Here is a 23773-nt window from a genome sequence, read left to right as displayed (position 1 = left end):
TTGGACCCATGTTTCGGAGTTGTCATGAATTACCCGTTGTCCACGCTCGCAGCCGCCGTCGTTGCGGCACTGCTCGCCTCCCCCGCCCTCGCCCAGACCACCGCGCCGGCTACAGTCCCAGCTGATGCGCCCGCGAATACGCTCGATACGGTCATCGTCACCGGCACCCGCGTGTCCGACCGCACCGTGGCCGAATCGCAGTCGCCGATCGACATCATCAGCGCCGAGTCGCTGCAGGCCACCGGCACCTCGGAGCTGGCCACCGCGCTGGCACGTGCGCTGCCCTCGCTCAACTTCCCGCGCCCGGCGCTCAGCGACGGCACCAGCGCGATCCGCCCGACGCAGCTGCGCGGCCTGTCGCCGGATCAGGTACTGGTGCTGGTCAACGGCAAGCGCCGCCATACCTCCTCGCTGCTCAACCTCAACGGCACGATCGGGCGTGGCGCCGCAGCGGTGGATCTGAACACCATTCCGGTGGCGGCGATTGCGCGCGTGGAAGTGCTGCGCGATGGCGCCTCGGCGCAATACGGCTCCGATGCCATCGCCGGCGTGATCAACATCGTGCTCAAGGGCGCTGAAAAGGGCGGCAGCCTGCAGGCCGGCTTCGGCCAATACTCGGCCGGCGACGGCAGCAACTACGAGCTGTCCGGCGATACCGGCGTGGCCTATGGCGGCGATCGCGGCTGGCTGCATGTGGCGGCCCAGCTCAATCAGCAGGACCCCACCGACCGTGCGCGTGGCTATGCCGGCGCACCCAGTGCTTCGCAGCCGGCAGTGGGCCAGAAGGCGTTCAAGATCGGCGACCCCGACATCAACGCGCAGGCGGTGTCGGCCAATACCGAGTTCGCCTTCAGCGACAGCATCACCGGCTATGCGTTCGCCACCGCCAGCAACCGCGACATCACCTCGTTCGCGTTCTTCCGCGCGCCCGGCAGCACCACCCAGAACATCCTGTCGGTCTATCCGCAGGGCTTTCTGCCGGAAATCCAGACCTACGCCAAGGACCGCTCGCTGGTGGCCGGCGTGCGCGGCTCCACCGCCAGCGGTTGGGATTGGGATGCCAGCTACAACTACGGCTACAACAAGATCGATTTCCACACCCGCAACACGCTCAACGTGAGCCTGGGACCGACCTCGCCCACCTCCTTCTACGACGGCGCGCTGGAGACCACGCAGAACATCGTCAACCTGGACGTCAAGCGCGGTTTCGACTGGGGCCTGGCGTATCCGGTGACAGTGGCCTTCGGCGCGGAATACCGCAACGAGAAGTGGAACCAGTCGCCAGGCGAGGTGGGCTCGTATTTCCAGGCCGGCACGCTGGCCGGCGGTGCACAGGGTTTCGGCGGATTCGCGCCGAGCGTGTCGGGGCAGTATTCGCGTGACAGCTACGCGCTGTATGCGGACCTGGAAGCCGATTTCACCGACAAGTTCTCCGCCGGTCTGGCCGGTCGCTACGAGGACTTCAACGATTTCGGCAGCCAGGCCTCGGGCAAGTTGTCCGGGCGCTATGCGTTCACCGACAAGATCGCGTTGCGCGGCACGGTGTCGTCCGGCTTCCGTGCGCCGTCGCTGGCGCAGCAGTATTTCCAGTCCACCAGCACCACCTTCCTGGCCGGCAATCCGACCCCGTTCGAGATCCGCACCTTCCCCGCCGACAGCACCGTGGCGCGTGCGCTGGGGTCTGAGCCGCTGGATGCGGAAACCTCGCTGTCCTACAGCCTGGGCCTGGTGTTGCAGCCGACCGATGCGCTCTACCTCACCGTGGATGCGTACCAGATCGATGTGGACGACCGCATCGTGCTCTCGTCCAACCTCACCGGCACCGGCGTGCGCAACCTGCTTGAAGCACAGGGCATCTTCGGCATCAACGGCGGGCGCTACTTCACCAATGCGGTGGATACGCGCACGCGCGGTGTGGACGTGGTCGGCAGCTACCGCTGGCAGCTGGCCGCCAGCAGCGTGGACCTGACCGCCGGCTACAACTATTCGGAAACCGAGGTCCGCAGCGTAGCTGCCAACCCGGCCGCGCTGTCGGCCAACGGACTGAGCCTGGAGCGCATCGACCGCACCGAACGTGGTCGCATCGAAGAAGGCTTCCCGCGCGACAAGTTCCTGATCAACGGTAGCTGGAATCTGGAGCACTGGACGCTGGCATTGGGTGCGACGCGCTATGGCAAATACAGCACCCGTCCGGCCGCGGCGATCAACGACCAGACCTTTGGCGCCAAGTGGGTGGTGGATGCATCGGCCAGCTACAAGGTCGACCGCTGGACGCTGACGCTGGGTGCGGACAATCTGCTGGACGAATACCCGGACGAGAACAACTTCGCCAATTCCACCAGCGGGCAGTTCCCGTACAGCAATCTGTCGCCGTTCGGTTTCAACGGTGCGTACGTGTACGGGCGCATCAACTACCGCTGGTAAGTTCTGCGGCTGCACAGGTTGAGGTTTGACCACACGCTCCGGCCAGTCCGGGGCGTGTGCGTTTCAAGACATGGCAGCAGCGGTTGTTGCGTTGGCCGCGAGTGCGACGACGCTGCTTCCAATCAACAGCCACGTAAGACATACCGCCACACACACGCATGAGTTCGAGCGCGACACCGCCGCGGCCGTCTCCGTTCTCCTGCGCAATACCGCACTCATGCGGGGTAAATCACGTTCTGATGCAGAAGTTTCATAACTGGTATCGATGTCCAAGATGGTGCAAGCAAGGCCGTGCCACAGCAGCCATGGTGCAAGCAACGCATCACTTTGGTGCACGATGACAACGATGCCATTAGCATATCCTCGATGACGGTTGCACGCGCAACATAACCAAAATTTGACATGTGGTTACACGTGGTTAATGGTTGGGAACGCACCGCAGCTGCCGCAACGGACGCGGCCCGGGAGGGGGCCCCCTGCGATGCATCCGTTCCCCACTCGGAGTTGTCACCGCATGAATTGCAAGACCAGTCCACTCGCAGTTGCCGTTGTTCTTGCACTGTCGTTTTCCGCTTCAAGCGCATCCGCGCAGTCACAGGCTCCCGCCCAGAAAACCCTCGATACCTTGATCGTGACCGGCACGCGCGTGGCCGATCGCACCGTGGCCGAATCGGCATCGCCGATCGACATCATCTCGCCGCAGGCACTGGAATCGACCGGCACCACCGAGCTGGCTACCGCGCTGTCACGCGCGATCCCCTCGTTGAATTTCCCGCGCCCGGCCATCTCCGACGGCTCGGACGCGGTGCGCCCGGCGCAGCTGCGCGGCCTGTCGCCCGATCAGGTACTGGTGCTGGTCAACGGCAAGCGTTACCACACCACCGCGCTGATCAATCTCAACGACACCCAGGGCCGCGGTTCGTCGCCAGCCGATCTCAATACCATTCCGATCGCTGCCGTAGAGCGCATCGAAGTGCTGCGCGACGGTGCGTCGGCGCAATACGGTTCGGACGCCATCGCCGGTGTGATCAACATCGTGCTCAAGGGCAGCGGCGAAGGCGGCAGCATCAGCGGCCGCTACGGCAAGTACAGCGCCGGCGACGGCGAGCAGTACCAGCTGTCCGGCGATGCCGGTTTCAGCTTCGCCGGCACCGGCAAGGTGCATCTGGCCGCGCAGGCCGGGCATTCGGATCAGACCAACCGCGCGCTGCCGTTCCAGGGCCGCGTGGAGCAGCGCTACGGCGACCCGGATATCGACCAGGGCGCGGTGTCGTTCAATGGCGAATACAGCCCCACCGATTATCTGACCTTCTACTCGTTCGGCATGGTCAGCCGTCGCGAGGTGCTGTCCAACGGCTACTTCCGTTTTGCCGGCGACAACCGCAACCGCCCGGAAATCTATCCGGATGGCTTCCTGCCGCAGATCTACAACGTCAGCAAGGACGTGTCGTGGGTGGGCGGGTTGAAGACCTCCACCGAAGGCGGTTTGAACATCGATCTGAGCTACAACTACGGCCAGAACAATCTCACCTTCGATGTGCGCAACAGCTTGAACAACAGCCTGGGGCTGGCCAGCCCCACCGACTTCCACGCAGGCACCCTGGAAGTCACCCAGAACGTGCTCAATGCCGACTTCACAAAGACGCTGGATTGGGGTCTGGCGTATCCGGTCACGCTGGCCTTCGGTGCGGAATGGCGCGGCGAGAAGTTCAACCAGTCGCCTGGCGATGCGGCATCCTCGGCCAATGGCGGCATTCCCTCGGCCAACGGCTCGCTGATCCCAGGCGCGCAGGTGTTTCCTGGCTTCAAGATCTCCGACTCGGGCTACTACAACCGCAACAGCCACTCCGCCTACGTGGACCTGGAAGCGGATCTGACCGAAAAGCTGTCGGCCGGTCTGGCCGGGCGCTACGAGAAGTACAGCGACTTCGGCGACACCGCCACCGGCAAGCTGTCGTTGCGCTATGCCTTCACCGAGAAGGTCGCGCTGCGTGCCACCGCCTCCACCGGCTTCCGCGCGCCGTCGTTGCAGCAGCAGAACTTCCAGTCGATCGCCACGCAGTTCCTCAACGTGGCTCAGCCCAACGGCACGGTGACGGCGATTCCGTTCGAGATCGGCACCTTCCGTACCGACAATGCCGCTGCAATCGCACTCGGCGCAGAGCCGTTGAAGGCCGAGGAATCCAAGAACTACGGCCTGGGCGTGGTGTTGCAGCCGATCGAAAATCTGTACGTCACCGTCGATGCGTATCGCATCGATATCGATGACCGCATCGTGCTGTCGGAGAACCTCACCTCGACTGCGGCGCGCAACTATCTGCAGGCCAATGGCTTCCCGGGCATCGGGGGCGGGCGTTACTTCACCAATGCCGTGGACACCAAGACCCAGGGCGTGGATGTGGTCGGCACCTATCGCTGGAATCTGGACGGCAGCAGCGTGGAGCTGACCTCCGGCTACAACTACAACAAGACCGAAGTGGAGAAGATCGCCGACAACCCGGCAGCGCTGGTGGCGATCGATCCGAACGCGGTGCGCATCGGCCGTGCCGAAATCGGTCGCATCACCGAAGGCACGCCGCGCGACAAGTTCTTCCTGGGCGGCACCTGGGCACCGGGCAACTGGTCGTTCACCGGCACCGCCACGCGCTGGGGCGAGTTCACCACCTTCGGCACCAACGCCGGCAGCGACCAGACCTATGCGGCCAAGTGGACGCTGGACCTGGCCGCCTCCTACAAGCTGGGCGCCTGGAACTTCACCGTCGGCGGCGACAACGTGCTCAACGAATATCCGGACCGTCAGCAGGCCGGCCTCGGCACGCGCACCTACCTGCCCTACAGCGGTTCCTCGCCGTTCGGCTTCAACGGTGCGCTGGTGTACGCCAACGTGAGCTACAAGTGGTAAAGCGCTGCGCGCTGGTCGGCAACGGCCAGCGCTTGTCCTACCTCGAAAAACGCACCACACACCACGCAGCGCTGGGGCGCTGCAGGTAACGCCGCAGCATCGCTCCCCCTCTTGCATCGATGCGCGAGGGGGAGATCAACGCTCTTCTTCAGCAAGGATGCGCAACGCAGCAGCATGGCTGCGTCACCGGCCGACGTCATTGCTGCACACGCCGTCTCCGCCACGCGGAACACATCTGGCGTGCAAGCACGACGGGCCACGCAGTACGCAGTCGCACTCCCCCGAGCAACACGCGCATTTCCTTCCTGCGTCCTTCGTCCCCTTTGAGCCTTCATTCCCATGCACACCTCCAACGCACTTTCGCTTGCGATTTCGGTCGCACTCACCGTCTGCACGTTCGCCGCCAGTGCGCAGTCGCAATCGACCCAGCCGCAGAAAACCCTGGATACCCTGATCGTCACCGGCACACGCGTGAGCGATCGCACGGTGGCCGAATCCGAGTCGCCGATCGACATCATCACCGAGCAATCGCTGCAGGCCACCGGCGCCACCGATATCGCCAGCGCGCTGGGCAAATTGCTGCCGTCGCTGAACTTCCCGCGCCCGGCGATCTCTGACGGCAACGATGCCGCGCGCCCGGCCACCCTGCGCGGCCTGTCGCCGGATGCGGTGCTGGTGCTGGTGGATGGCAAGCGCTATCACACCTCGTCGTTGATCAATTACAACCCGTACGTGGGCCGTGGTTCGGCACCGGCGGATTTGAACTCGCTGCCGATGTCGGCGATCGCGCGCATCGAAGTGCTGCGTGATGGCGCTTCGGCGCAATACGGCTCCGATGCGATCGCCGGTGTGGTTAACATCGTGCTCAAACATGGCGCCGATACCGGCAGCAATACCGTGTCGATCAACGGCGGCATCATGGACAAGGGCGATGGTGAGCAGAACGGCATCGACGGCTCGGTCGGCATGCCCTTCGGCGGCACCGGCGGCGATACGGCACCGGGCTGGGTGCGGCTGTCCTGGAACTACCAGAACACCATGAGCACCAACCGCGGCGAGAACACCAACCGCGCCACCACCGTGCCGGGCACGCCCAATCCGGGCGGTGTGCCGTATCAGCGCCACGGCGATCCGGCCTCCAACTTCTATCAGGGGCTGGCCGCTTTCGGCTATGAGTTCTCGCCGAACCTGGAGCTGTACGGCCACCTCAGCATGAGCCGCCGCGAAGTCACCTCCAACGGTTACTACCGCGCTGCCGACAACACCGCGCGCAATGTGCAGGCGATCTATCCGAACGGCTTCCTGCCGCAGATCTACAACCCCACCAACGATCGCTCGGCGGTGCTGGGCATCAAGGGCAGCACCGAAAGCGAGTGGAACTGGGACCTGTCGGCCGTTTACGGCAAGAACGACATGACCTTCAACATCCTCAACAGCATCAACACCAACCTGTTCTGGAGCACCGGCAGCTCGCCGACCAACTTCAATTCCGGCGGTTTCGAAACCGAGCAGGGCACGGTCAATCTGGACGTCAGCAAGGCGTTCGACTGGGGCCTGGCGTATCCGGTCAATGTGGCCTTCGGCGCCGAGCATCGCCAGGACCGTTACCAGATCAGCGCCGGTTCGCCGGAGTCGTACTTCTTCGACCCCAATACCATCAACCCCGACACCGGCGCGCCCTATCCGGGCGGTGCACAGGTGTTCTCGGGGTTGGAGCCGTCGGTGGCCGGCAAGTTCGGCCGCCACAGCAACGCGGTCTACGCCAACCTGGAAGCGGACATCACCGACAAGCTCTCCGGCGGCATCGCGGGGCGCTATGAAAACTACAGCGACGCCGGCTCTACGCGGTCGGGCAAGTTGTCGGCGCGCTATGCCTTCAGCGATACGTTCTCGCTGCGCGGCACTATCTCCAACGGCTTCCGTGCGCCCTCGCTGGCGCAGCAGAACTATGCCTCGGTGGTGACGCTGATCCAGGACGGCGAGCTGGTGCAGGTGGGCACCTATCGCACCTCCGATCCGGTTGCCGTGGCGCTGGGCGCACAACCGCTAAGCCCGGAAAAATCCACCAACTACGGTCTGGGCGGTGTGTGGCAGCCGACCGCCAACTTCACCTCCAGCCTGGACGTCTACCAGATCCGCATCTGGGACCAGATCCTGTATTCGGACCAGTTGCAGCTGGCGCAACCGATCGGCCAGGTGGCGGCGGTGCAGTTCTTCGTCAACGGCGCCACCAGCCGCACCCGTGGCGTGGACTGGATCAACAGCTACCTGGCCGATCTGGGTAACTACGGCAAGCTCAATCTCAGTGCCAGCGCCAACTACAACAAGACCACCATCCTGGAGTTGACCAACCCCAACTTCGGCCGCGCCAGCCAGGGCCTGCTCACCGACGCCACGCCACGCACCAAGTACATGGCGGCGGCGGACTGGACCTACGGCGGATTCGGGCTCAATTTCAACGCCACCCGCTACGGATCGATCAAGCGCATCAGCGACCCGGTCGATGGTAGCCAGGACCAGACCTACGACGCACGCTGGTTGTTGAATCTGGCCGCCAGCCAGACCTGGAACGCGTTTACCTTCACCGTGGGCGCGGACAACCTCACCAACCAGTATCCGACCAAGGCGCAATTGAACACCGCCTACGACGACCGCGCTGGCGGCCTGCAGTATTCGTCGTTGTCGCCGTTCGGTTTCAACGGGCGCTACTGGTATGGCCGGGTTACCTACCGGTTCTGAGTAGCGACGCTTGATCGTAAAGTGCTGATCGAAAGTTCCGATCAGCACATCTATCACGCAAACACCGCCGATCGCTCGGCGGTGTTTGTCGTTGTGGGCATCGAAACATGCAGCGGCTGTTAGCCATCTGCGGCAATGGCGTTTGTCCCGTTCATCTCCGTATTGATGGCGCACAGTGCATCGCCAAGAGCGGCCAACAAAAAGACTGCACTCACCGCCTGATAGGCACGGCCGGCAGTGCAGTTACCACCAGCACCCGACCAAGTTGGCAGGTGCGATGCCCTCACCGATTGCGGGACCTTACGCGGCATGGATGCCGCGTAAGAGCCTACATGGACGTACTTGCGGCGTGTCCCGCGAGCGGTGAGGGCATCGCGCCCTCGACCAGCTCGGCTTGGGAGCATTCAAGCGACGCTGAAGCTCGGATCTGGTTCGGCTTGAGAGGTGATGGAACGGTGCTAGTACTTCGGTTTTAGAGCGGATGATCTGCGGCTTGGCTGCAGGGTCCTTGCCCGCCCACCGTCGCGGGACACGCTGCAAGTACGTCCTTGTAAGCTCTTACGCGGCATCCATGCCGCGTAAGGTCCCGCGACGGTGGGCGGGCAAGGACCAGTCGAGATGGTCGGTATATAAGGTTGGGAGCGATGTGGGTTGCGCGGCCATCCGATGAGAGGCGGTTTGATCAGCTCCTTTCGATCCGGGCGAGTCACTGCAATTCCCGACATCACTCCACGCGTAACGAAAGCGTGTGCCAACACTTTACCGTTATCGGTACAGCGTCCAAGAGTTTCTGTAGCTACTCTTGTACGGTCACCTCACCAGCAGGCAAGCAGCGCATCCACACCACGCAGGTTGGCGCGATCGTTCCAGCTCAACGCGTCGAGTTGCTGCAGGCGAAGTGCCGGCAGATGCTCGAGCAATGCGGCAAGCGCGGCTTCCATTTCGATCAGCGCCAGCCGATTGCCCAGACAGTGGTGGATGCCACCACCGAACGACAGCGCGCGGCCCTGCTGGCGCCGGATATCCAGCACCTGCGGGTCGGTGAATTGCAGCGTGTCGTGGTTGGCCGCGCCCAGCATCAGATACAACATCGTGCCCTTGGAGACGGCCACCCCATCGATGTCGAAATCCTGCAACGCGGTGCGCGTGGCGATCTGCACCGAGCTGTCGTAGCGCATACATTCGAGCACTGCATTCGGCATCAGGCTCGGGTTTTCCTGCAGCAGGCGCAGTTGCTGCGGATGCCGGTGCAAGGCGACCAGCGCATTGCAGATCATGTTGGAGGTGGTTTCGTGGCCGGCGAAAAACAGCAGGATCACATTGGAGACGATCTCCTCATCGCTCAAGCGGCGGCCTTCGTCTTCGGCCTGAATGAAACGCGAAATCAGATCCTCGCCGCCGTTGTTGCGACGTTGCTCGATCACGGTGTGGAAATAGGTTTCCAGCTGGATGAAGGCAGCGCTGGTGGCCTCCAATTCCACAGGCGTCATCATGGGATCGAAGACTTTTGCCAGCGCGCTGGTCGCGTGACTCAGCGCGGTGACATCGGCTGCATCAATGTCCAGCATCCGGCAAATGATGGCGATCGGCAGCGGAAACGCGAACTCGGTCAGCAGATCGCTGTGGCCCTTGGCTTGAAACGTCTCGATCAAGCCGGCGGCAGTGTCGCGTGCGACTTCGCGCATGGAGTCCATCTGCCGCGCACCGAAGGCCTGTGTCATCAATCCGCGCAACTGGGTGTGCACTGGCGGGTTGAGCAGCAGAAACATGCGGCTCATGCCCTGAAATAGCGGCAGTTGCACCGCCGACTCCCCGTAGCGCAGGCGGATACTTTCCAGATAATCGCGGCCCACCCGGCGATCGCTGAGCAGGCTGTCCACGACCTTGTAGTGGCCGGACATCAGTCGCCTTTCGGCCACCTGCATCAGCGGCCCTTCGGCACGCAAGCGTGCGTAGGCCGGATAAGGATCGTGCCGAAAGACGGGTGTTGCGAAATCGCTGAGGTGCATGGCCTGGCTCGTGTGGCGTCACCATCCGCAGATGGGCGATGGGGGCTGGGGCGATAAGGACTTGGACCTGATGAAGAACGCAGGCTCTTCAACAGGGACATCGCTGATTGTCAGAGGCGATTTGTCAGCGGCATTGTCGACCGACATCGCGCACGTGCCTTACCCAGGCGCGAAGCCTTGTCGTCAAAGTTAATTCGGCGTTGCCTGTCTGTGCAGTGCATCTCGCTGTCGCACTGGCGCACGCACGCTCGTGGAGTCCACATGCCGCGCCCAACGCGTGCATCCGTTTGCGTGCATGCGCCACGTGTCGCATCGCGTTAATCAAGCGCTGTGTACTATGGGCGTCCGGCCAACCGGACCTGCAACGCGGTCTTGTTCCCCTCGCCGGACTCCAGCCATGACCACACAAGGCCCGCAGGCGATGCCCGGCGCAGTGCCGTTGGCTGGGTCGCCCTCGCTATTCTCGGACAACCTCACAACGGATTGGAATGCATCACGACACCAGCCTCATCGACATCATCGCCGTCGGCCTCGCGGTCGCTTTCGTGCTGGGCACGCTCGCACAGAAAGTGAAGCTCTCGCCGCTGGTCGGCTATCTGCTGGCAGGCGTGTGCGTCGGGCCATTCACGCCCGGCTTCGTGGCCGACCAGACCATGGCCAACCAGCTGTCCGAGCTGGGTGTGATGCTGCTGATGTTCGGCGTGGGCCTGCACTTCTCGCTCGACGATTTGATGGAAGTGAAGTGGATCGCGATCCCCGGTGCGTTGGCGCAGATCGTGGTCGCCACGCTGCTTGGCTGGGCATTGGCCTGGAGCATGGGCTGGCCGTTGATGCATGGGCTGGTGTTCGGTCTGGCGCTGTCGGTGGCCAGTACCGTGGTGCTGCTGCGCGCATTGGAAGAACGCCGCCTGCTGGAAACCCAGCGTGGCCGCATCGCGGTCGGCTGGTTGATCGTCGAAGACCTGGTGATGGTGATCGCGCTGGTGATGTTGCCGGCATTGGCCGAGGTGCTGGGCACCGCCGCGCCGGCTGCCGCGCACGCTGGCGAATCCACCTCGCTGCTGGCCGCGCTCGGTTTGACGCTGTTCAAGATGGTGGCGTTCGTGGCGGTGATGCTGGTGATCGGGCGCCGGGTGATTCCGTGGTCGCTGGAAAAAGTCGCTGCCACCGGTTCGCGCGAGTTGTTCACCTTGGCGGTGCTCGGCATCGCGCTGGGCGTGGCGTTCGTGTCGGCCACCCTGTTCGGCGTGTCGTTCGCACTGGGCGCATTCTTCGCCGGGATGTTGCTCAAGGAATCCGAGCTCAGCCACAAGGCGGCCAGCGATTCGCTGCCGTTGCGCGATGCGTTCGCAGTGCTGTTCTTCGTGTCGGTGGGCATGTTGTTCGACCCGATGATTCTGGTCGAGCATCCGTGGCAGGTGTTGGCCACGTTCCTGACCGTGACCTTGGGCAAGTCGCTGGCCGCGTTTGTGATCGTGCGTGCATTCGGCCACCCCACCGGCACTGCGCTGACCATTTCCACTAGTCTGGCGCAGATCGGCGAGTTCTCTTTCATCCTGGCCGGGCTGGGCGTGCAGCTGGCGATCCTGCCCGAAACCGGGCGCGACCTGATCCTGGCCGGCGCGCTGCTGTCGATCATCGCCAACCCGTTCCTGTTCTCGTGGCTGGACCGCTGGCAGGCCAGACAGGCGCAGGACGCCCCGGCCACGGTGGAACCGGAGCTGCCGCCCGGCCCGCCGCTGCAACTGGACGGCCATGCCATCGTGATCGGCTACGGCCGCGTGGGCAGTGCGCTGGCGCAGTTGTTGCGTAGCCGCGGCGTGCCGGTGCTGGTGATCGACGACAACGGCGATCACGTGGCCAAGGCGCATGCGGCCGGCATCCCCGGCATCCGTGGCAGCGCGGCGGCCGACCGCGTGTTGGCCGAGGCGCGCCCGGAGCACGCCAAGATCGCAATTCTTGCGATCCCGCAGCCGCTCGAAGCCGGCGAAGCGCTGGCCAAGCTGCGTGCGATCAATCCCTCGCTGACCTTGCTGGCGCGTGCGCACAGCGATGCCGAGGTCAAGCATCTACTCGCTCACGGCGCCGACGGCGCGGTGCTGGCCGAACGGGAGCTGGCCTATTCGCTGGCCGAAATGGTGATGTCGACCCCGCCGTATCGGGCGTTGCGCGTGCCGGCGTCGTAAGCTGCAGCGCAGCATCAGGCAACACCGCACGAAACAAAAAACCCGCCGGCGCTGTCTGCGGGTTTTTTATTGCCCGCCATTTATTCAGTACGGAAAGGACTGCCGCAGTGTCTTGATCAAACTGCGACCAGGGCACCACAAACTGCCCTCCAGACACACTTGATAATCATTCCCATCAAGAGCAGGATGAACGCCCGTTTCCTTGGCGGCCTCATCCATGGCGTTTGCGGTTGGCGTTCTCAATGCGTTGCCAAGCGTGCAGCTGTGCGAGCTGCTGGGCCGGATCGGCTATGGCTTTGTGGTGCTGGATCTGGAGCATGTGCTGCGCGCGCCGGATGAGCTGGAACACGCCATCCGCGCATGCGAGCTGTCCGGCTGTGAGGCCTGGGTGCGCGTGCCGGAGGTCGACGAAAAACTGATCGGTCGCGTGCTCGATGCCGGCGCACGCGGGATCGTGATTCCGCGCGCCGAGTCAGCGGCACAACTGGCCTCCGCCATCGCTGCGGCGCGGTTTCCGCCGCTGGGCCGGCGCGGCATCACCGGCGGGCGTGTCACCGGCTTTGGCAACGTCGATCTGCCCAGCTACATCGCACGAGCCAATCGCGATATCCGCATCGTGCCGATGATCGAAAGCGCGGCCGGTGTTGCTGCGCTGCCCGAGATGCTTGCCGTGCCCGGTGTGGCGCTGGTGATGGAAGGCGCGCTGGATCTTGCGCTGGATCTGGGCCTGGGCCCGCAACCGACCCATCCACAGGTGTGGGAGCTGCTGCTGCAACTGCATGCGCAATGCGTTGCTGCCGAGGTGCCGTTCTGCCCCAATCCGCGCACCGATGCGCAACGCGCGCACTGGCTGCAACAGCCCGATTTGCGCTGGCTGCTTGCCGGCGAAGACCGCGCACTGATGCAACGTGCACTGCGCAGCCACCTGGCCACATTCGCCATACCCACTTCACCACCCGCCTGCAGGAGCACGCCGTAGATGTCGACGTTCCGTTTCCACGCCCTGGCCATCGCCATCGCTGCGATCACTTTGGCTCTGCCGCAGTTGGCGTTCGCCATCGAGTCGCCAGATGCCGATGCCGCCGATGCACAAACGCCGATCCGCGCATTGGATGCGATCCAGGTGCAGGGCAGCCTGCTCGGGCGTTCCAAACCCGACGATGTGCAGCGTTATGCCGGCAGCCGCCAGGTGATCGATCGCGAACAGCTGCGCAACGGTGGCAACCGCTCGCTGGACGATGCGCTGCAACGCGTGCCGGGCATCAAGATCTTCGACGAAACCGGCACCGGCGCGTTGCCGCAGCTGATGCTGCGCGGCCTTTACGAAAGCCGCAGCGGCCGTGTGCAGGTGCTGGAAGACGGCATTCCACTGGCATTGGCGCCGTATGGGCAGACCAGTCTGTCGCTGTTTCCGGTGGGGCTGAATCAGATCGACCGCATCGATATCGTGCGCGGCGGTGCGGCCGTGCAGTACGGGCCGAACAACGTGGGCGGGGTGATCAATCTGGTCAGCAAGGAGATCCCCAGCGCATGGAGCACCACGCTGGCGCACAAGATCACCGCCGGCGGCCAGGGCCAGTTTCTGCAGGACAGCGCGCTCAGCAGCGGCGGCTATCTCACCGACAACTTCGGCATGCAGGTCGATGCCAATCGCACCTATGGCGAGTATTGGCGCGCGCACAGCGATACCGATATCAGCAATCTACGCGTACGTGCGGAATGGTGGCTGGACGACACCAAGTTGCTCAAGGCCAGCGTGCAGCGTTATCTGGTCGACATGGATCTGGCCGGTGCGCTGAGCCCGGACGATTACCGGCGCGACCCGCGTCAATCCACACGCCCGCTGGACAGCTTCAACGGCCGCACCACGCGTGCATCGCTGAGCTACCAGCAGTTGCTGGGCGATTGGGGCCCGATGAAGGATGTGCGCCTGGATTGGACCAACTTCAGCGCACGCAGCAGCCGCAACTTCATCGTCGGCATGCGTCAGGCCGCCACCGAAACCTGGCGTTCGGACCTGCCGCCGCAACTGCGCCAGACCGCACCGCGCGATTTCCGCGTGGTCGGCAGCGAGCCACGTCTGAGCTGGAGCATGGGCGATGCCAGTGGCGTGCGTCAGCAGTGGACCGCCGGTGTGCGCGCCGTGCACGAAGACATCGATTTTCTGGTCGGCAATCTGCGCCTGCGCGATGGCCTGTTCACCAGCGTGCGCGATTGGCAGTTCGAAGATCGCGCCTTGGCCGCTTACGTCAGCAACGCGATCACCCTGCCCGACGAACGTTTCACCATCACGCCGGGCCTGCGCTACGAGCGGCTGGATTCGCGCTATTTCAATCGCGCCACCGGCGTGCGCACGCTCAACCAGACCCGCGATGTGTTGCCGGGTCTGACGGTTGGATTTCAGGCCAACGAACAGTGGTTCTTCTATGCCGATGGGCAACGCTCGATGCGTGCGCCGCAGGTCACCCAGATCATCTTCGGCAACAATCTGGATGCCGAACTGGCCTGGAACTACGAAGCCGGCACGCGCTATCAACCCAACGAGCGCACTCGCATCCAGCTCGGTGCGTATCTGATCGATTTCGATCAGCAGATCCAGCTGGACAACACCACGCGCGTGTTCCGCAACCTCGGCAAGACCCGCCATCAAGGCGGCGAGTTGGAACTGCAATGGAGCCCGGAAAATCTGCGTGCGCTCACCCTCAACGCCGGTTATGCATATCTGGATGCCAGCCAGGAATCGGGCGCATTTCGTGGCTTCCGCGTGCCTTACACCTCACGCAATCAGATCACGCTGGGCAGTACCTACGCGCTCGGTCATACCACTGTCGCGCTTTCCGGCTATTACTTCAGCAAGGCCTTCAGCGACGCGGCCAATACCGTGCAGGAGAACGCCATCGCATCGGTGGGCCAGTTGCCGGCCTACATGGTGTGGAACACGCAGGTCAGCCATACCCTGTTCGAACGCGATGGACAAAAATTCAGCGCATCGCTGGCGATCAACAACCTGTTCGATCGGCAGTACTGGTTCCGCGGTGTGGATACCAGCCCGTGGGGCCGCCAGGCCGCGCCATCGCGCACGGTCACCGCCGGGCTGGAGTACACCTTTTAAGCCCACGTTTTAAACCTGCGCCAATAAATAACTGCTGCAAACGACCGACGCACAGGGGCGTCGGTCGCGCCTTCGGGCAACGGCGGTCGCGCTGGCGAGCGCCTCAGACAATACGGCGTGCATGACGCACGCATCACCGCCGCAGCATGCGGCATGCGATCACCGCATCGCAGGCCACCCAACGCCCCCGCGGCGCCAGGCAGCCCGTTTCAGTACCGGTTTTTCCACCGTCCTGTTGAATCGAGAGCTGCCATGACTGTGACATCCGCTGCACCGTTGGTGATCCTCACCCATGTCTGCCATCCGGCCATCACCGAAGGCTTTCTGCCTGCCGCGCATGCGCTGGACCTACCGGTGTGGTTGCTGACCGATCACCGACTCGATCACCTTAGCCATTTCCGCGAGCACCCGGCGCACGCACCGCAGCGGGTGATCGAATGCGATGTGTTCAATCCGCTCGGCGTGCTGGATGTGCTGCACGACGCAGACGTGTCGCCGCGCGCAGTGTTCAGCAACAGCGATCATCTGCAGACCAGCACTGCGCTGGTCGCTGCCGGTCTGGGCCTGCCGGGCAAGGATTGGCAGGTGTGCTACGCGGCCAAGAACAAGGCAGCGATGCGTCAGCGTTTGCGTGTGCGCGGACTGCCATCGCCGTGGTTCTGCACGTTGGCGCCGGGCGCAGCGTTGCCGGCCGACATTGCGTGGCCGGTGGTCGCCAAGCCGCGCGAAGGCGTCGCCAGCCTGGACGTGCGCCACTGCGCCGATGCCGTGCAACTGCAGGCCTATCTGGACGATGTGTGGCAGCGCCATCCGCAGCGCACCGTGTTGCTGGAAGGCATGCTGGAAGGTGCCCTGTTTACGCTGGAAACGCTGGGCGACGGCCACACGCTGCAGGCGCTGGGCGGCTTCAAGGTGCGCTTGTCGCCGCCGCCGCATTTTGTGGAATGCGAAGCGCAGTGGGATGCACGTGTGGAAACGCCGGTGATTGCGCAGGCGCTGGAACAGCTGCGCAGTTTTGGTGTCGGTTTCGGGCTATGCCATAGCGAATTCATCCTCACCCGCGATGGCCCGGTGCTGGTGGAGATCAACTACCGCAGCATCGGCGACCGCCGCGAATTCCTGCTCGACAGCATGTTCGGCAAGCAGTGGTTCAACGCCGCGCTGGCACCGCATCTGGGCTTGCCGCTGCCGCAACTGCGCAGCGATCGCGCACATGCATTGCTGCGCTACTACGTTGCCGAGCAAGACGGCGAATTGGTGGCCGCCAGCGAAGACCGCCGCCATCACACTGCGCACAGCGATGTGCAGTACCGGCGCATGCGCGCGCCGGGCGAACGCATCCGGCTGAGCCATTCCAACAAGGATTATCTGGGCGTGCTGAGCGCAGTTGCCTGCGATGCGCAGGCGCTGGAGCAGGCGGTAGTGCATGCCGAAGCGGGCTTGCAATGGCGGATCGACAGCGCGGAGCTGCGCGCATGAGCAGTACAGCGGACCGACGCTACATCGCCACCCGCATCATCGATGCCTGCCTGCGCGAAGACCTGCGTGGGATCGCCACACGTGGCAGTGCCGCAACACCCGATGCAACGCTGCTGGCGGCATGGACCGACCCCAGCCCGGTGGAAGGCTGGTGGCGCATCGCGCACCTGCCCGATGGCACGGTGTGGTTGCCGATCCACCGGCAGGGCTACCTGCAGGACATCAGCGCCTGTGGCGACAGCTGGATTGTGCAACGTGCTGACGGTGTGCATATCGAACGCGGTGCGCAGACATGGCTGCAACGCATGAGCGCGCAGCTCGACATGGACACGCAGCAGTTGCATCGCGCCTATGCCGAAGAAGCCGAATGCGCCGCCGCACATCTCGGCCTGGCGCGCCAGGCCTACGATGCACAGGCGCCTGCGCTGCTCAACGCGCTGCAACATGCAGACGCCGCCGAGCGCGCGTATCGCTGCGATCAACTGGCCAGCTACCGCGACCATCCGTTCTACCCGACCGCACGCGCCAAGGCCGGGCTGGATGCATCGGAACTGCGCGATTACGCGCCCGAATTCGCGCCCACCTTTACGCTGCGCTGGCTGGCGATTCCGCGTGCGCAGGTCACCTGTACCAGCGCGTTACCGGCCGAGCTGTGGCCGGACTTCGCCACGCTGGGTTTGCCGCCCGAACTGGCCGACACGCACATCGCCTGGCCGGTGCATCCGCTGGTGTGGGCGCGGCTGGAGCAGGACGGCTTCGCGCTGCCTGCAGGCAGCTTGCGTGCACCGCAGGCCTGGCTGGAGGTACGCCCTACCCTGTCGGTGCGCACGCTGGTGCCTCTGCAGCATCCGCAACTACATCTCAAGTTGCCGATCCCGATGCGCACGCTGGGCGCGCTCAATCTGCGTTTGATCAAGCCCTCCACGCTGTACGACGGCCACTGGCTGGAGCGTGCCTTGCGTCGCATCGATGCGCTGGACCCGGCACTGCACGGCCGCTGCGTGTTCGTGGACGAATCGCATGGTGGGCATGTGGGTGAGACGCGTCATCTGGCCTATCTGGTGCGGCGTTATCCGCCGCTGGGCGACGCTACGCTGGTGCCGGTTGCTGCGCTATGCGCGCTGTTGCCGGATGGCCGGCCGATGGCGATCCATCTGGCCGAGCGCTTCATGCAGGGTGATGTACTGAACTGGTGGCGCGATTACACGGAGCTGCTGCTCGCGGTGCATCTGCGCTTGTGGCTGCGCTACGGCATCGCACTGGAAGCCAACCAGCAGAACAGCGTGCTGGTGTACGCCGATGGCCAGGCGACGCGGCTGCTGATGAAGGACAACGACGCCGCGCGCATCGCGCTGCCGCAGTTGCGCGCGCAGCTGCCGGATCTGGACACACTCGGCACGCTGCACGACGCGCGTATCGCGGTGGACGATCCGCACGCCCTGGCGCAGATGTTCTGCACCATCGTGCTGCAACTGGATCTGCAGGCGGTGCTGGAAGGTCTGGCCGAATGGCAGCCCGCGCTGCGTGCGCCGCTGTATACGCAGTTGCAGACGCAGTTCGCCTTGACGCTGGCGCAACTGGACATCGATGGCATCGACACCAGCCCCGCGCGCCGCTTGCTGGCCGCGCCGCGGCTGCCGGTGAAGTACCTGCTCAGCGCCGGCAGCCTGCTCAGCAAACAGCTCACCGGTGCAACGGATATCAACAAGTTCTACGGCGATAGCGCGCCCAATCCCTTCGGCGAGGCATTCGCTGGCGCGCAGCACACGCTGCGTCGGCAGGCGGGCGCTCAGCGATGAAGCGTGTTCTGGGCCCGGTGCTGGCGGCGCATTACCTGGCCGCCTTCACCGCGTTGGGCATGCCATTGTTTCTGCCGCAGGTGCTGGCCGAACTGGCGCCGTCGGCAGCGGTTGGCTGGAGCGGTGTGCTGTACGTGTTGCCGACGCTGTGCACGGCGTTGACGGCAAGTACCTGGGGGCGTCTGGCCGACCGTTATGGACGCAAGCGTTCGCTGTTGCGTGCGCAACTGGGGCTGGCAGTGGGCTTTGCGATCGCCGGCTTCGCACCGTCGCTGACCTGGCTGGTGATTGGGCTGATCGTGCAAGGCACCTGCGGCGGCTCGCTGGCGGCGGCCAATGCGTATCTGGCCAGCCAGCCGCAGGCCGGCCCATTGGCGCGTGCGCTGGACTGGACGCAGTATTCGGCGCGCCTGGCGATGGTCAGCGCGCCTGCGTTGTTGGGTCTTGCACTGGCGCTTGGCCCGGCGCAGTCGCTGTATCGCGCGCTCGCGCTGTTGCCGCTGCTGGCGTTCGCGCTGACCTGGCGTTTGCCGGCCGATCGGCCTGCGGTGCGGCCGACAGCTTCCACTGCGAAGTCGATGCCGTCCAGGCACGCAGCTGGGTCGGCGCAGTCGGCCTCACCACAGACAACCACCACGGCCAACGCACTGTGGCCTGCACTGATGATCGCGCAATTCCTGTTCTGCTTCGCGATGGTGGTGACCTTCCCCTACTTCATCCCGTATGCGCTGGCGCGCGGCGCCGGCCACGACGCGCTGGCCGGCCTGCTCTACAGCCTGCCGCATCTGGTCTATCTGGTGGTGCTGCCGTGGTGGCGGCGCGGCGATGGCGAAGCGTGGCTGGTGCCCGGCCTGGTGGTATTCGCCGTGGCCTGCGTGTGGCAGGCGCTGTTGCACGACCCCATCACGCTGGCAGTTGCGCGTGTGCTGTTCGGGTTCGGCATGTTGTTCGGCCTGCGTGGGCTCAACCGCAGCCTGGCCATGGTCGCCAGCGGACACGGCGCCGGACGCTTGTTCGGCCGCTTCGATGCCTGCGGCAAATGGGCCGGCGTGTTCGCCGGTGCTGCCGCCGGCGCGCTGGCCCAGGCGGCCGGCCCTGCCACCCCTTTCCTGGCTGCCGCGCTGGCTGCGGCGGCCGCTGCGCTCACCGTTCTGGTGCGCTTCCCTTCGAGGAGATCCGCCGATGTCGCCGCACACGATGCATGACCCCTGGTACGACAGCATGGCCGACGCGCAGGCCTGCACCTGCTGGTTGAACTGCTACCTGCGCGAATTCGCGATTCCGCAGCGCGCAGTGGACTTCGATTATCGCGGGCTGGATCGCCCCGGCCCGCGCGTGGCCGAACACCGTTGGCTGCGCATCGATCTGGGCGATACCGGCGCGCTGTGCGTGCGCATTGCCTATGCCGATCGCCTGGGCCGCTGCCGCTTCGCCTCCACGCCGTTTCTCAAGAGCGCCGGCCAACCGTGGCAGAGCCTGGATGCGCATGCCTTGGCGCGCGGCCTGCTGCAGGCGCTGGGCAGCACGCAGGCGGTCAATCCGGAACTGCTCGCGCAAAGCGCCAACAGCGTGGCGATCACTGCTGCGTTGTTGCGACAGGCACAAGGCGCCGCAGCGACCGGCGAGGCGATGATCGATGCCGAGCAATCGATGCTGTGGGGGCATGCCTTGCATCCCACGCCTAAGAGTCGCGAGGGCATCGATCTGGCGCAAGTGCTGGCCTGCGCGCCGGAAGCGCGTGCGGCGTTCCAGCTGTTCTGGTTCCGCATCGACCCACGACTGTTGCGCATGCAGGGCCGCGACGTGCGTGCCACCTTACGGCAGCTGTCCGGCAGCGAGGATCTGTATCCCTGCCATCCGTGGGAAGCGCAGCGCCTGCTTGACGACCCGCTGCTGCGCAGCTTGCAGGCACGCGGCGTGATCGAGCCGGTCGGCATGCTGGGCGATGCACTGCGGCCAACTTCCTCGGTGCGCACGCTCTATCACCCGGAGCTGGATTATTTCCTCAAGTGTTCGGTGCATGTGCGGCTGACCAACTGCGTGCGCAAGAACGCCTGGTACGAGCTGGAAAGCGCGGTCGCGCTCACCGAGCTGCTGGCGCCGAGCTGGCGTGCGCTGGCGGTGCAGGTACCGGGCTTCGATGTGATGCTGGAGCCTGCGGCCACCTCGCTGGAGATCGGGCAGGTGGACCCGGCACTGCACGATGCCGATCCGCTTGCGGCACGCGCGCTATCGGAGAGCTTCGGCATTTTGTATCGGCAGACCCTTCCTGCCGCACAACGTGCGCGTTGGCAGCCGCAGGTGGCCGCCGCGTTGTTCACCTGCGATGCGCAGGGCAACAGCGTGTGTGCGGCGAAGTTGCAGGCACTGGGCAGCGCACAAATGGATCGCCATACCGCCACGTTGCTGTGGTTCCGCGCCTATGCCGGCTTGTTGCTGGATGGTGTGTGGAGTGCCTTGTTCCAGCACGGCATCGCGTTGGAACCGCACCTGCAAAATACCGTGATCGGGTTCGCCGATGGCTGGCCGACACGGGTATGGATCCGCGATCTGGAAGGCACCAAGCTGCTCGCCCACCACTGGCCCGCCACGCGTTTGCAGGGCGTGGGCGAGCGCGCACGGCAATCGCTGTACTACACGCCGGAACAGGGCTGGAATCGTGTGGCGTATTGCGCGCTGGTCAACAATCTGGCCGAAGCGATCTTCCACCTCACCGAAGGCGATGACGTGCTCGAAGCGCGCCTGTGGCACTGCGTCGGCGAGATCGCCGCACGCTGGCAGCAACGTCATGGCGCACAGGCCGCGCTGCAGGGCCTGATCGACGGCGCGCCGCTGCCCGGCAAGAACAATCTGGGCACACGGCTGTGGCAACGCGCGGATCGTCAGTCCGATTACACCGCGCTACCCAATCCCATTCCACGCATCGCAACCGCACGCCAGGTGGCCGCATGAGCCTGCGCATCGACACCGCCGCCGTGATGGAGGCGTTGCCACACCTGCGCGAACACAGCGATGGCCCGATCTGCGCCTACGTCTACGACCTGGCCGCACTGGACGCACACGCGGCATGGATGCGCGCGCAATTGCCGGCCGAGTGCGAGCTGTTCTACGCGGCAAAAGCCAATGCCGAGCCGCCGATCCTGCGCACGCTCGCCCCGCACATGGATGGCTTCGAAGCGGCCTCCGGCGGCGAACTCGCCTGGCTGCATCAGCAACAACCGCAGGCCGCGTTGTTGTTCGGCGGACCCGGCAAGCTCGATAGCGAACTTGCCCAGGCCGCTGCGCTGCCAGATTGCACCGTGCACGTGGAAAGCCTTGGCGAACTGGAACGCCTGGCCGCCATTGCAGCGCAGGCCGGCCGCTGCGTGCCGGTGTTCCTGCGCATGAACATCGCCGTGCCCGGCGCGCAGAGCACGCGTCTGATGATGGGCGGGCAGCCCTCGCCGTTCGGCCTGGACCCGGACGATCTGGATGCGGCGATCCATCGGCTGCGTGCGAGCCCCTCGCTGCGGCTGGAAGGCTTCCATTTCCATCTGATGTCGCACCAGCGCGATGCCGGCGCGCAGCTGCACCTGATCGCCGCCTATCTGCGCACCATGCAGCAGTGGCGGCAACGCTACGGGCTCGGCCCATTGCGGGTGAATGCAGGCGGTGGCTTCGGTGTGGATTATCTGGCGCCGGAATCGTCGTTCGATTGGGCCGGCTTCTGCGCCGGCTTGCCTGCGTTGCTACGCGAACATGGCGACGCACTGCGTCTGCGGTTGGAGCCGGGGCGCTATATCAGTGCCAGCTGCGGCTGGTATCTGATGGAAGTGCTGGACCTCAAGCGCAGCCACGGCGCCTGGTTTGCGATTGCCCGCGGCGGCACCCATCACTTCCGCACCCCCGCCGCGCAAGGCCACGATCATCCGTTCCGTGTGCTGCGTGGCGCGCGTGCCCCAGTGCTGCGCGACACGCCGGTGACGCTGGTCGGGCAGTTGTGCACGCCCAAGGACGTGCTGGCGCGCAACCAGCACGTCGCCGCACTGGCGCCGGGCGACTACCTGGCCTTTCCGCTGGCCGGCGCCTATGCATGGAATATTTCGCATCAGCAGTTCCTGATGCACCCGCCGCCGCAGATGGTGTTTTTTCCAGGGTGGTCTAAAGAATCAAGCGCAACACCTCGATAAACAAATGCCAAGGTAGCCTTCGCAAGTGAAATATTGCAGGTAATCGATCAAGAGTGGCTCACAACACCCAGGAAGAAACTGTAAGCAGATGGTGGAACAAGCAAGCGAGAGCAACGCCAAGTGGATATCGATGCGGCGTTCAAAGCGGATGCGCAGTTTGCCCATGCCTGCGAGCCAGGCATGCGTGCGCTCGACGACCCAGCGATGACGGCCCAACCGGTAGTTGCGCTGGATCCCATTGCGCGCAATCGGCGCAATGGTCCCGCTCTGCTTGCGGAAGGTGCGGCAACGTTTAATGTCATAGGCTTTGTCGGCATGCAGTTTGCCAAGCCAGCGTCGCGGACGCCCCGGTTTTCCGGAGATTGCAGGCAAGCCATCAAGCAACTCCTTAAACACGACCGAGTCGTGCCGATTGGCGCCGGTGACGCACACCTCCGAGGGCATGCCCTTGGGATCGACGAGCAGATACGGCTTGCTACCGCGTTTGCCGTGATCGGCCGGATTCGGCCCGGTGTGGCCCCGCCGCAGGGGGTGAGCCACACCCGCAGCTGGGAGAAAGCTTGACATGCGGAATCAATGACTCAATGCGCTTCCATAGCGCAATAGGAATCTCTGTATGTCTTGCCATGGCCCCATTTTTCCAAACTGAAGATAGTATTCAAAAGGTTTCTTAGCCGCTCTGAACTTGAAGTAACACGGTCAGGATTTTGACAGAAACGCGATTTTGCAGTGCAAGACTGTTGCACCTAGGAGCCAAGTCGATCGAGGGCGAGAGAAAATCCGAGCGAACGGAACCGAAACCGCATAATTCGTGCGCAACGTTACAAAAAAATTATAACGCTTGAAGATTATTCGCTATTTCCGACATATCTTCGCTCAGCAAGAGTCGGATCCGTCGGCGATGGTGAAAAGTAATTCATCACCTTGCCTCCTTGCGAAATTCAGATAAATAAT

The 23773-nt window shown here is 64.2% G+C and carries 12 protein-coding genes and 1 pseudogene; 11 read left to right on the top strand and 2 right to left on the bottom strand.

Annotated elements, in window-relative coordinates; translation table 11 throughout:
* The first annotated feature begins 24 nt into the window (after positions 1-24).
* The 3 genes from NDY25_RS17070 (at position 25) to NDY25_RS17060 (ending at position 8065) form a co-directional block, all read left to right on the top strand.
* The gene (locus NDY25_RS17070; RefSeq protein ID WP_168958999.1) at positions 25-2424 is read left to right on the top strand and encodes a TonB-dependent receptor plug domain-containing protein; all 2400 of its coding nucleotides are present in this window, start codon (positions 25-27) and stop codon (positions 2422-2424) included.
* A 514-nt stretch (positions 2425-2938) separates the two neighbouring features.
* The gene (locus NDY25_RS17065) at positions 2939-5326 is read left to right on the top strand and encodes a TonB-dependent receptor plug domain-containing protein (RefSeq protein WP_168958998.1); all 2388 of its coding nucleotides are present in this window, start codon (positions 2939-2941) and stop codon (positions 5324-5326) included.
* Between the two features lie 339 nt (positions 5327-5665).
* A complete protein-coding gene (locus tag NDY25_RS17060; protein ID WP_168958997.1) occupies positions 5666-8065 on the top strand; it encodes a TonB-dependent receptor plug domain-containing protein in 2400 nt (799 codons plus the stop codon).
* 815 nt (positions 8066-8880) lie between these two features.
* On the opposite strand, the gene NDY25_RS17055 is transcribed toward NDY25_RS17060, so the two are convergent.
* Positions 8881-10074 (bottom strand): cytochrome P450, encoded by a 1194-nt coding sequence (locus NDY25_RS17055; RefSeq protein WP_168958996.1) that lies wholly within the window; start codon positions 10072-10074, stop codon positions 8881-8883.
* Positions 10075-10562: 488 nt separating this feature from the next.
* Between NDY25_RS17055 and ybaL the strand changes: the two genes are divergently transcribed.
* From ybaL to NDY25_RS17015, 8 genes are all read left to right on the top strand, one after another.
* Positions 10563-12260 carry a YbaL family putative K(+) efflux transporter gene (gene ybaL / locus NDY25_RS17050; RefSeq protein ID WP_168958995.1) on the top strand — a complete coding sequence of 566 codons (1698 nt, stop codon included), beginning with the start codon at positions 10563-10565 and terminating at the stop codon, positions 12258-12260.
* Between the two features lie 217 nt (positions 12261-12477).
* Positions 12478-13239: an HpcH/HpaI aldolase family protein gene (locus tag NDY25_RS17045; protein WP_168958994.1), complete on the top strand. Its 762-nt coding sequence runs from the start codon at positions 12478-12480 to the stop codon at positions 13237-13239.
* Positions 13240-15372, top strand: coding sequence for a TonB-dependent receptor family protein (locus tag NDY25_RS17040; protein ID WP_168958993.1), 2133 nt, complete (start codon positions 13240-13242; stop codon positions 15370-15372).
* A gap of 252 nt (positions 15373-15624) precedes the next feature.
* Positions 15625-16851, top strand: coding sequence for an ATP-grasp domain-containing protein (locus NDY25_RS17035; protein WP_168958992.1), 1227 nt, complete (start codon positions 15625-15627; stop codon positions 16849-16851).
* Entirely contained in the window at positions 16848-18650 is a 1803-nt protein-coding gene (locus tag NDY25_RS17030) for an IucA/IucC family protein (protein ID WP_168958991.1), read from the top strand. Before NDY25_RS17035 ends, NDY25_RS17030 begins: the two co-directional genes overlap by 4 nt.
* Positions 18647-19855, top strand: a complete 1209-nt coding sequence (locus tag NDY25_RS17025; RefSeq protein ID WP_168958990.1) for an MFS transporter — start codon at positions 18647-18649, stop codon at positions 19853-19855. Before NDY25_RS17030 ends, NDY25_RS17025 begins: the two co-directional genes overlap by 4 nt.
* On the top strand, positions 19833-21602 hold the full coding sequence (locus NDY25_RS17020) for an IucA/IucC family protein (protein WP_168958989.1): 1770 nt from the start codon (positions 19833-19835) through the stop codon (positions 21600-21602). The genes NDY25_RS17025 and NDY25_RS17020 overlap by 23 nt, the downstream gene beginning before the upstream one ends.
* Positions 21599-22819, top strand: a complete 1221-nt coding sequence (locus tag NDY25_RS17015) for a type III PLP-dependent enzyme (RefSeq protein WP_168958988.1) — start codon at positions 21599-21601, stop codon at positions 22817-22819. Before NDY25_RS17020 ends, NDY25_RS17015 begins: the two co-directional genes overlap by 4 nt.
* Before the next feature lie 60 nt (positions 22820-22879).
* Here NDY25_RS17015 and NDY25_RS17010 read toward each other — a convergent pair.
* A pseudogene (locus NDY25_RS17010) lies at positions 22880-23374 on the bottom strand (IS5 family transposase); the annotation flags it as partial.
* Positions 23375-23773 lie beyond the last annotated feature (399 nt).

The sequence above is a fragment of the Xanthomonas hortorum pv. pelargonii genome (assembly GCF_024499015.1).
Classification (GTDB): domain Bacteria; phylum Pseudomonadota; class Gammaproteobacteria; order Xanthomonadales; family Xanthomonadaceae; genus Xanthomonas; species Xanthomonas hortorum_B.
This window is presented reverse-complemented; position numbering and strand designations above follow the sequence as displayed.

Excerpts from the sequence above, each read along its gene's own strand:
- NDY25_RS17015 (WP_168958988.1), top strand. The coding sequence starts at position 21,599 with ATGAGCCTGCGCATCGACACCGCCGCCGTGATGGAGGCGTTGCCACAC.
- NDY25_RS17070 (WP_168958999.1), top strand. The coding sequence starts at position 25 with ATGAATTACCCGTTGTCCACGCTCGCAGCCGCCGTCGTTGCGGCACTG.
- NDY25_RS17020 (WP_168958989.1), top strand. The coding sequence starts at position 19,833 with ATGTCGCCGCACACGATGCATGACCCCTGGTACGACAGCATGGCCGAC.
- NDY25_RS17060 (WP_168958997.1), top strand. The coding sequence starts at position 5,666 with ATGCACACCTCCAACGCACTTTCGCTTGCGATTTCGGTCGCACTCACC.
- NDY25_RS17025 (WP_168958990.1), top strand. The coding sequence starts at position 18,647 with ATGAAGCGTGTTCTGGGCCCGGTGCTGGCGGCGCATTACCTGGCCGCC.
- NDY25_RS17040 (WP_168958993.1), top strand. The coding sequence starts at position 13,240 with ATGTCGACGTTCCGTTTCCACGCCCTGGCCATCGCCATCGCTGCGATC.
- NDY25_RS17030 (WP_168958991.1), top strand. The coding sequence starts at position 16,848 with ATGAGCAGTACAGCGGACCGACGCTACATCGCCACCCGCATCATCGAT.
- ybaL (WP_168958995.1), top strand. The coding sequence starts at position 10,563 with ATGCATCACGACACCAGCCTCATCGACATCATCGCCGTCGGCCTCGCG.
- NDY25_RS17065 (WP_168958998.1), top strand. The coding sequence starts at position 2,939 with ATGAATTGCAAGACCAGTCCACTCGCAGTTGCCGTTGTTCTTGCACTG.
- NDY25_RS17055 (WP_168958996.1), bottom strand. The coding sequence starts at position 10,074 with ATGCACCTCAGCGATTTCGCAACACCCGTCTTTCGGCACGATCCTTAT.
- NDY25_RS17035 (WP_168958992.1), top strand. The coding sequence starts at position 15,625 with ATGACTGTGACATCCGCTGCACCGTTGGTGATCCTCACCCATGTCTGC.
- NDY25_RS17045 (WP_168958994.1), top strand. The coding sequence starts at position 12,478 with ATGGCGTTTGCGGTTGGCGTTCTCAATGCGTTGCCAAGCGTGCAGCTG.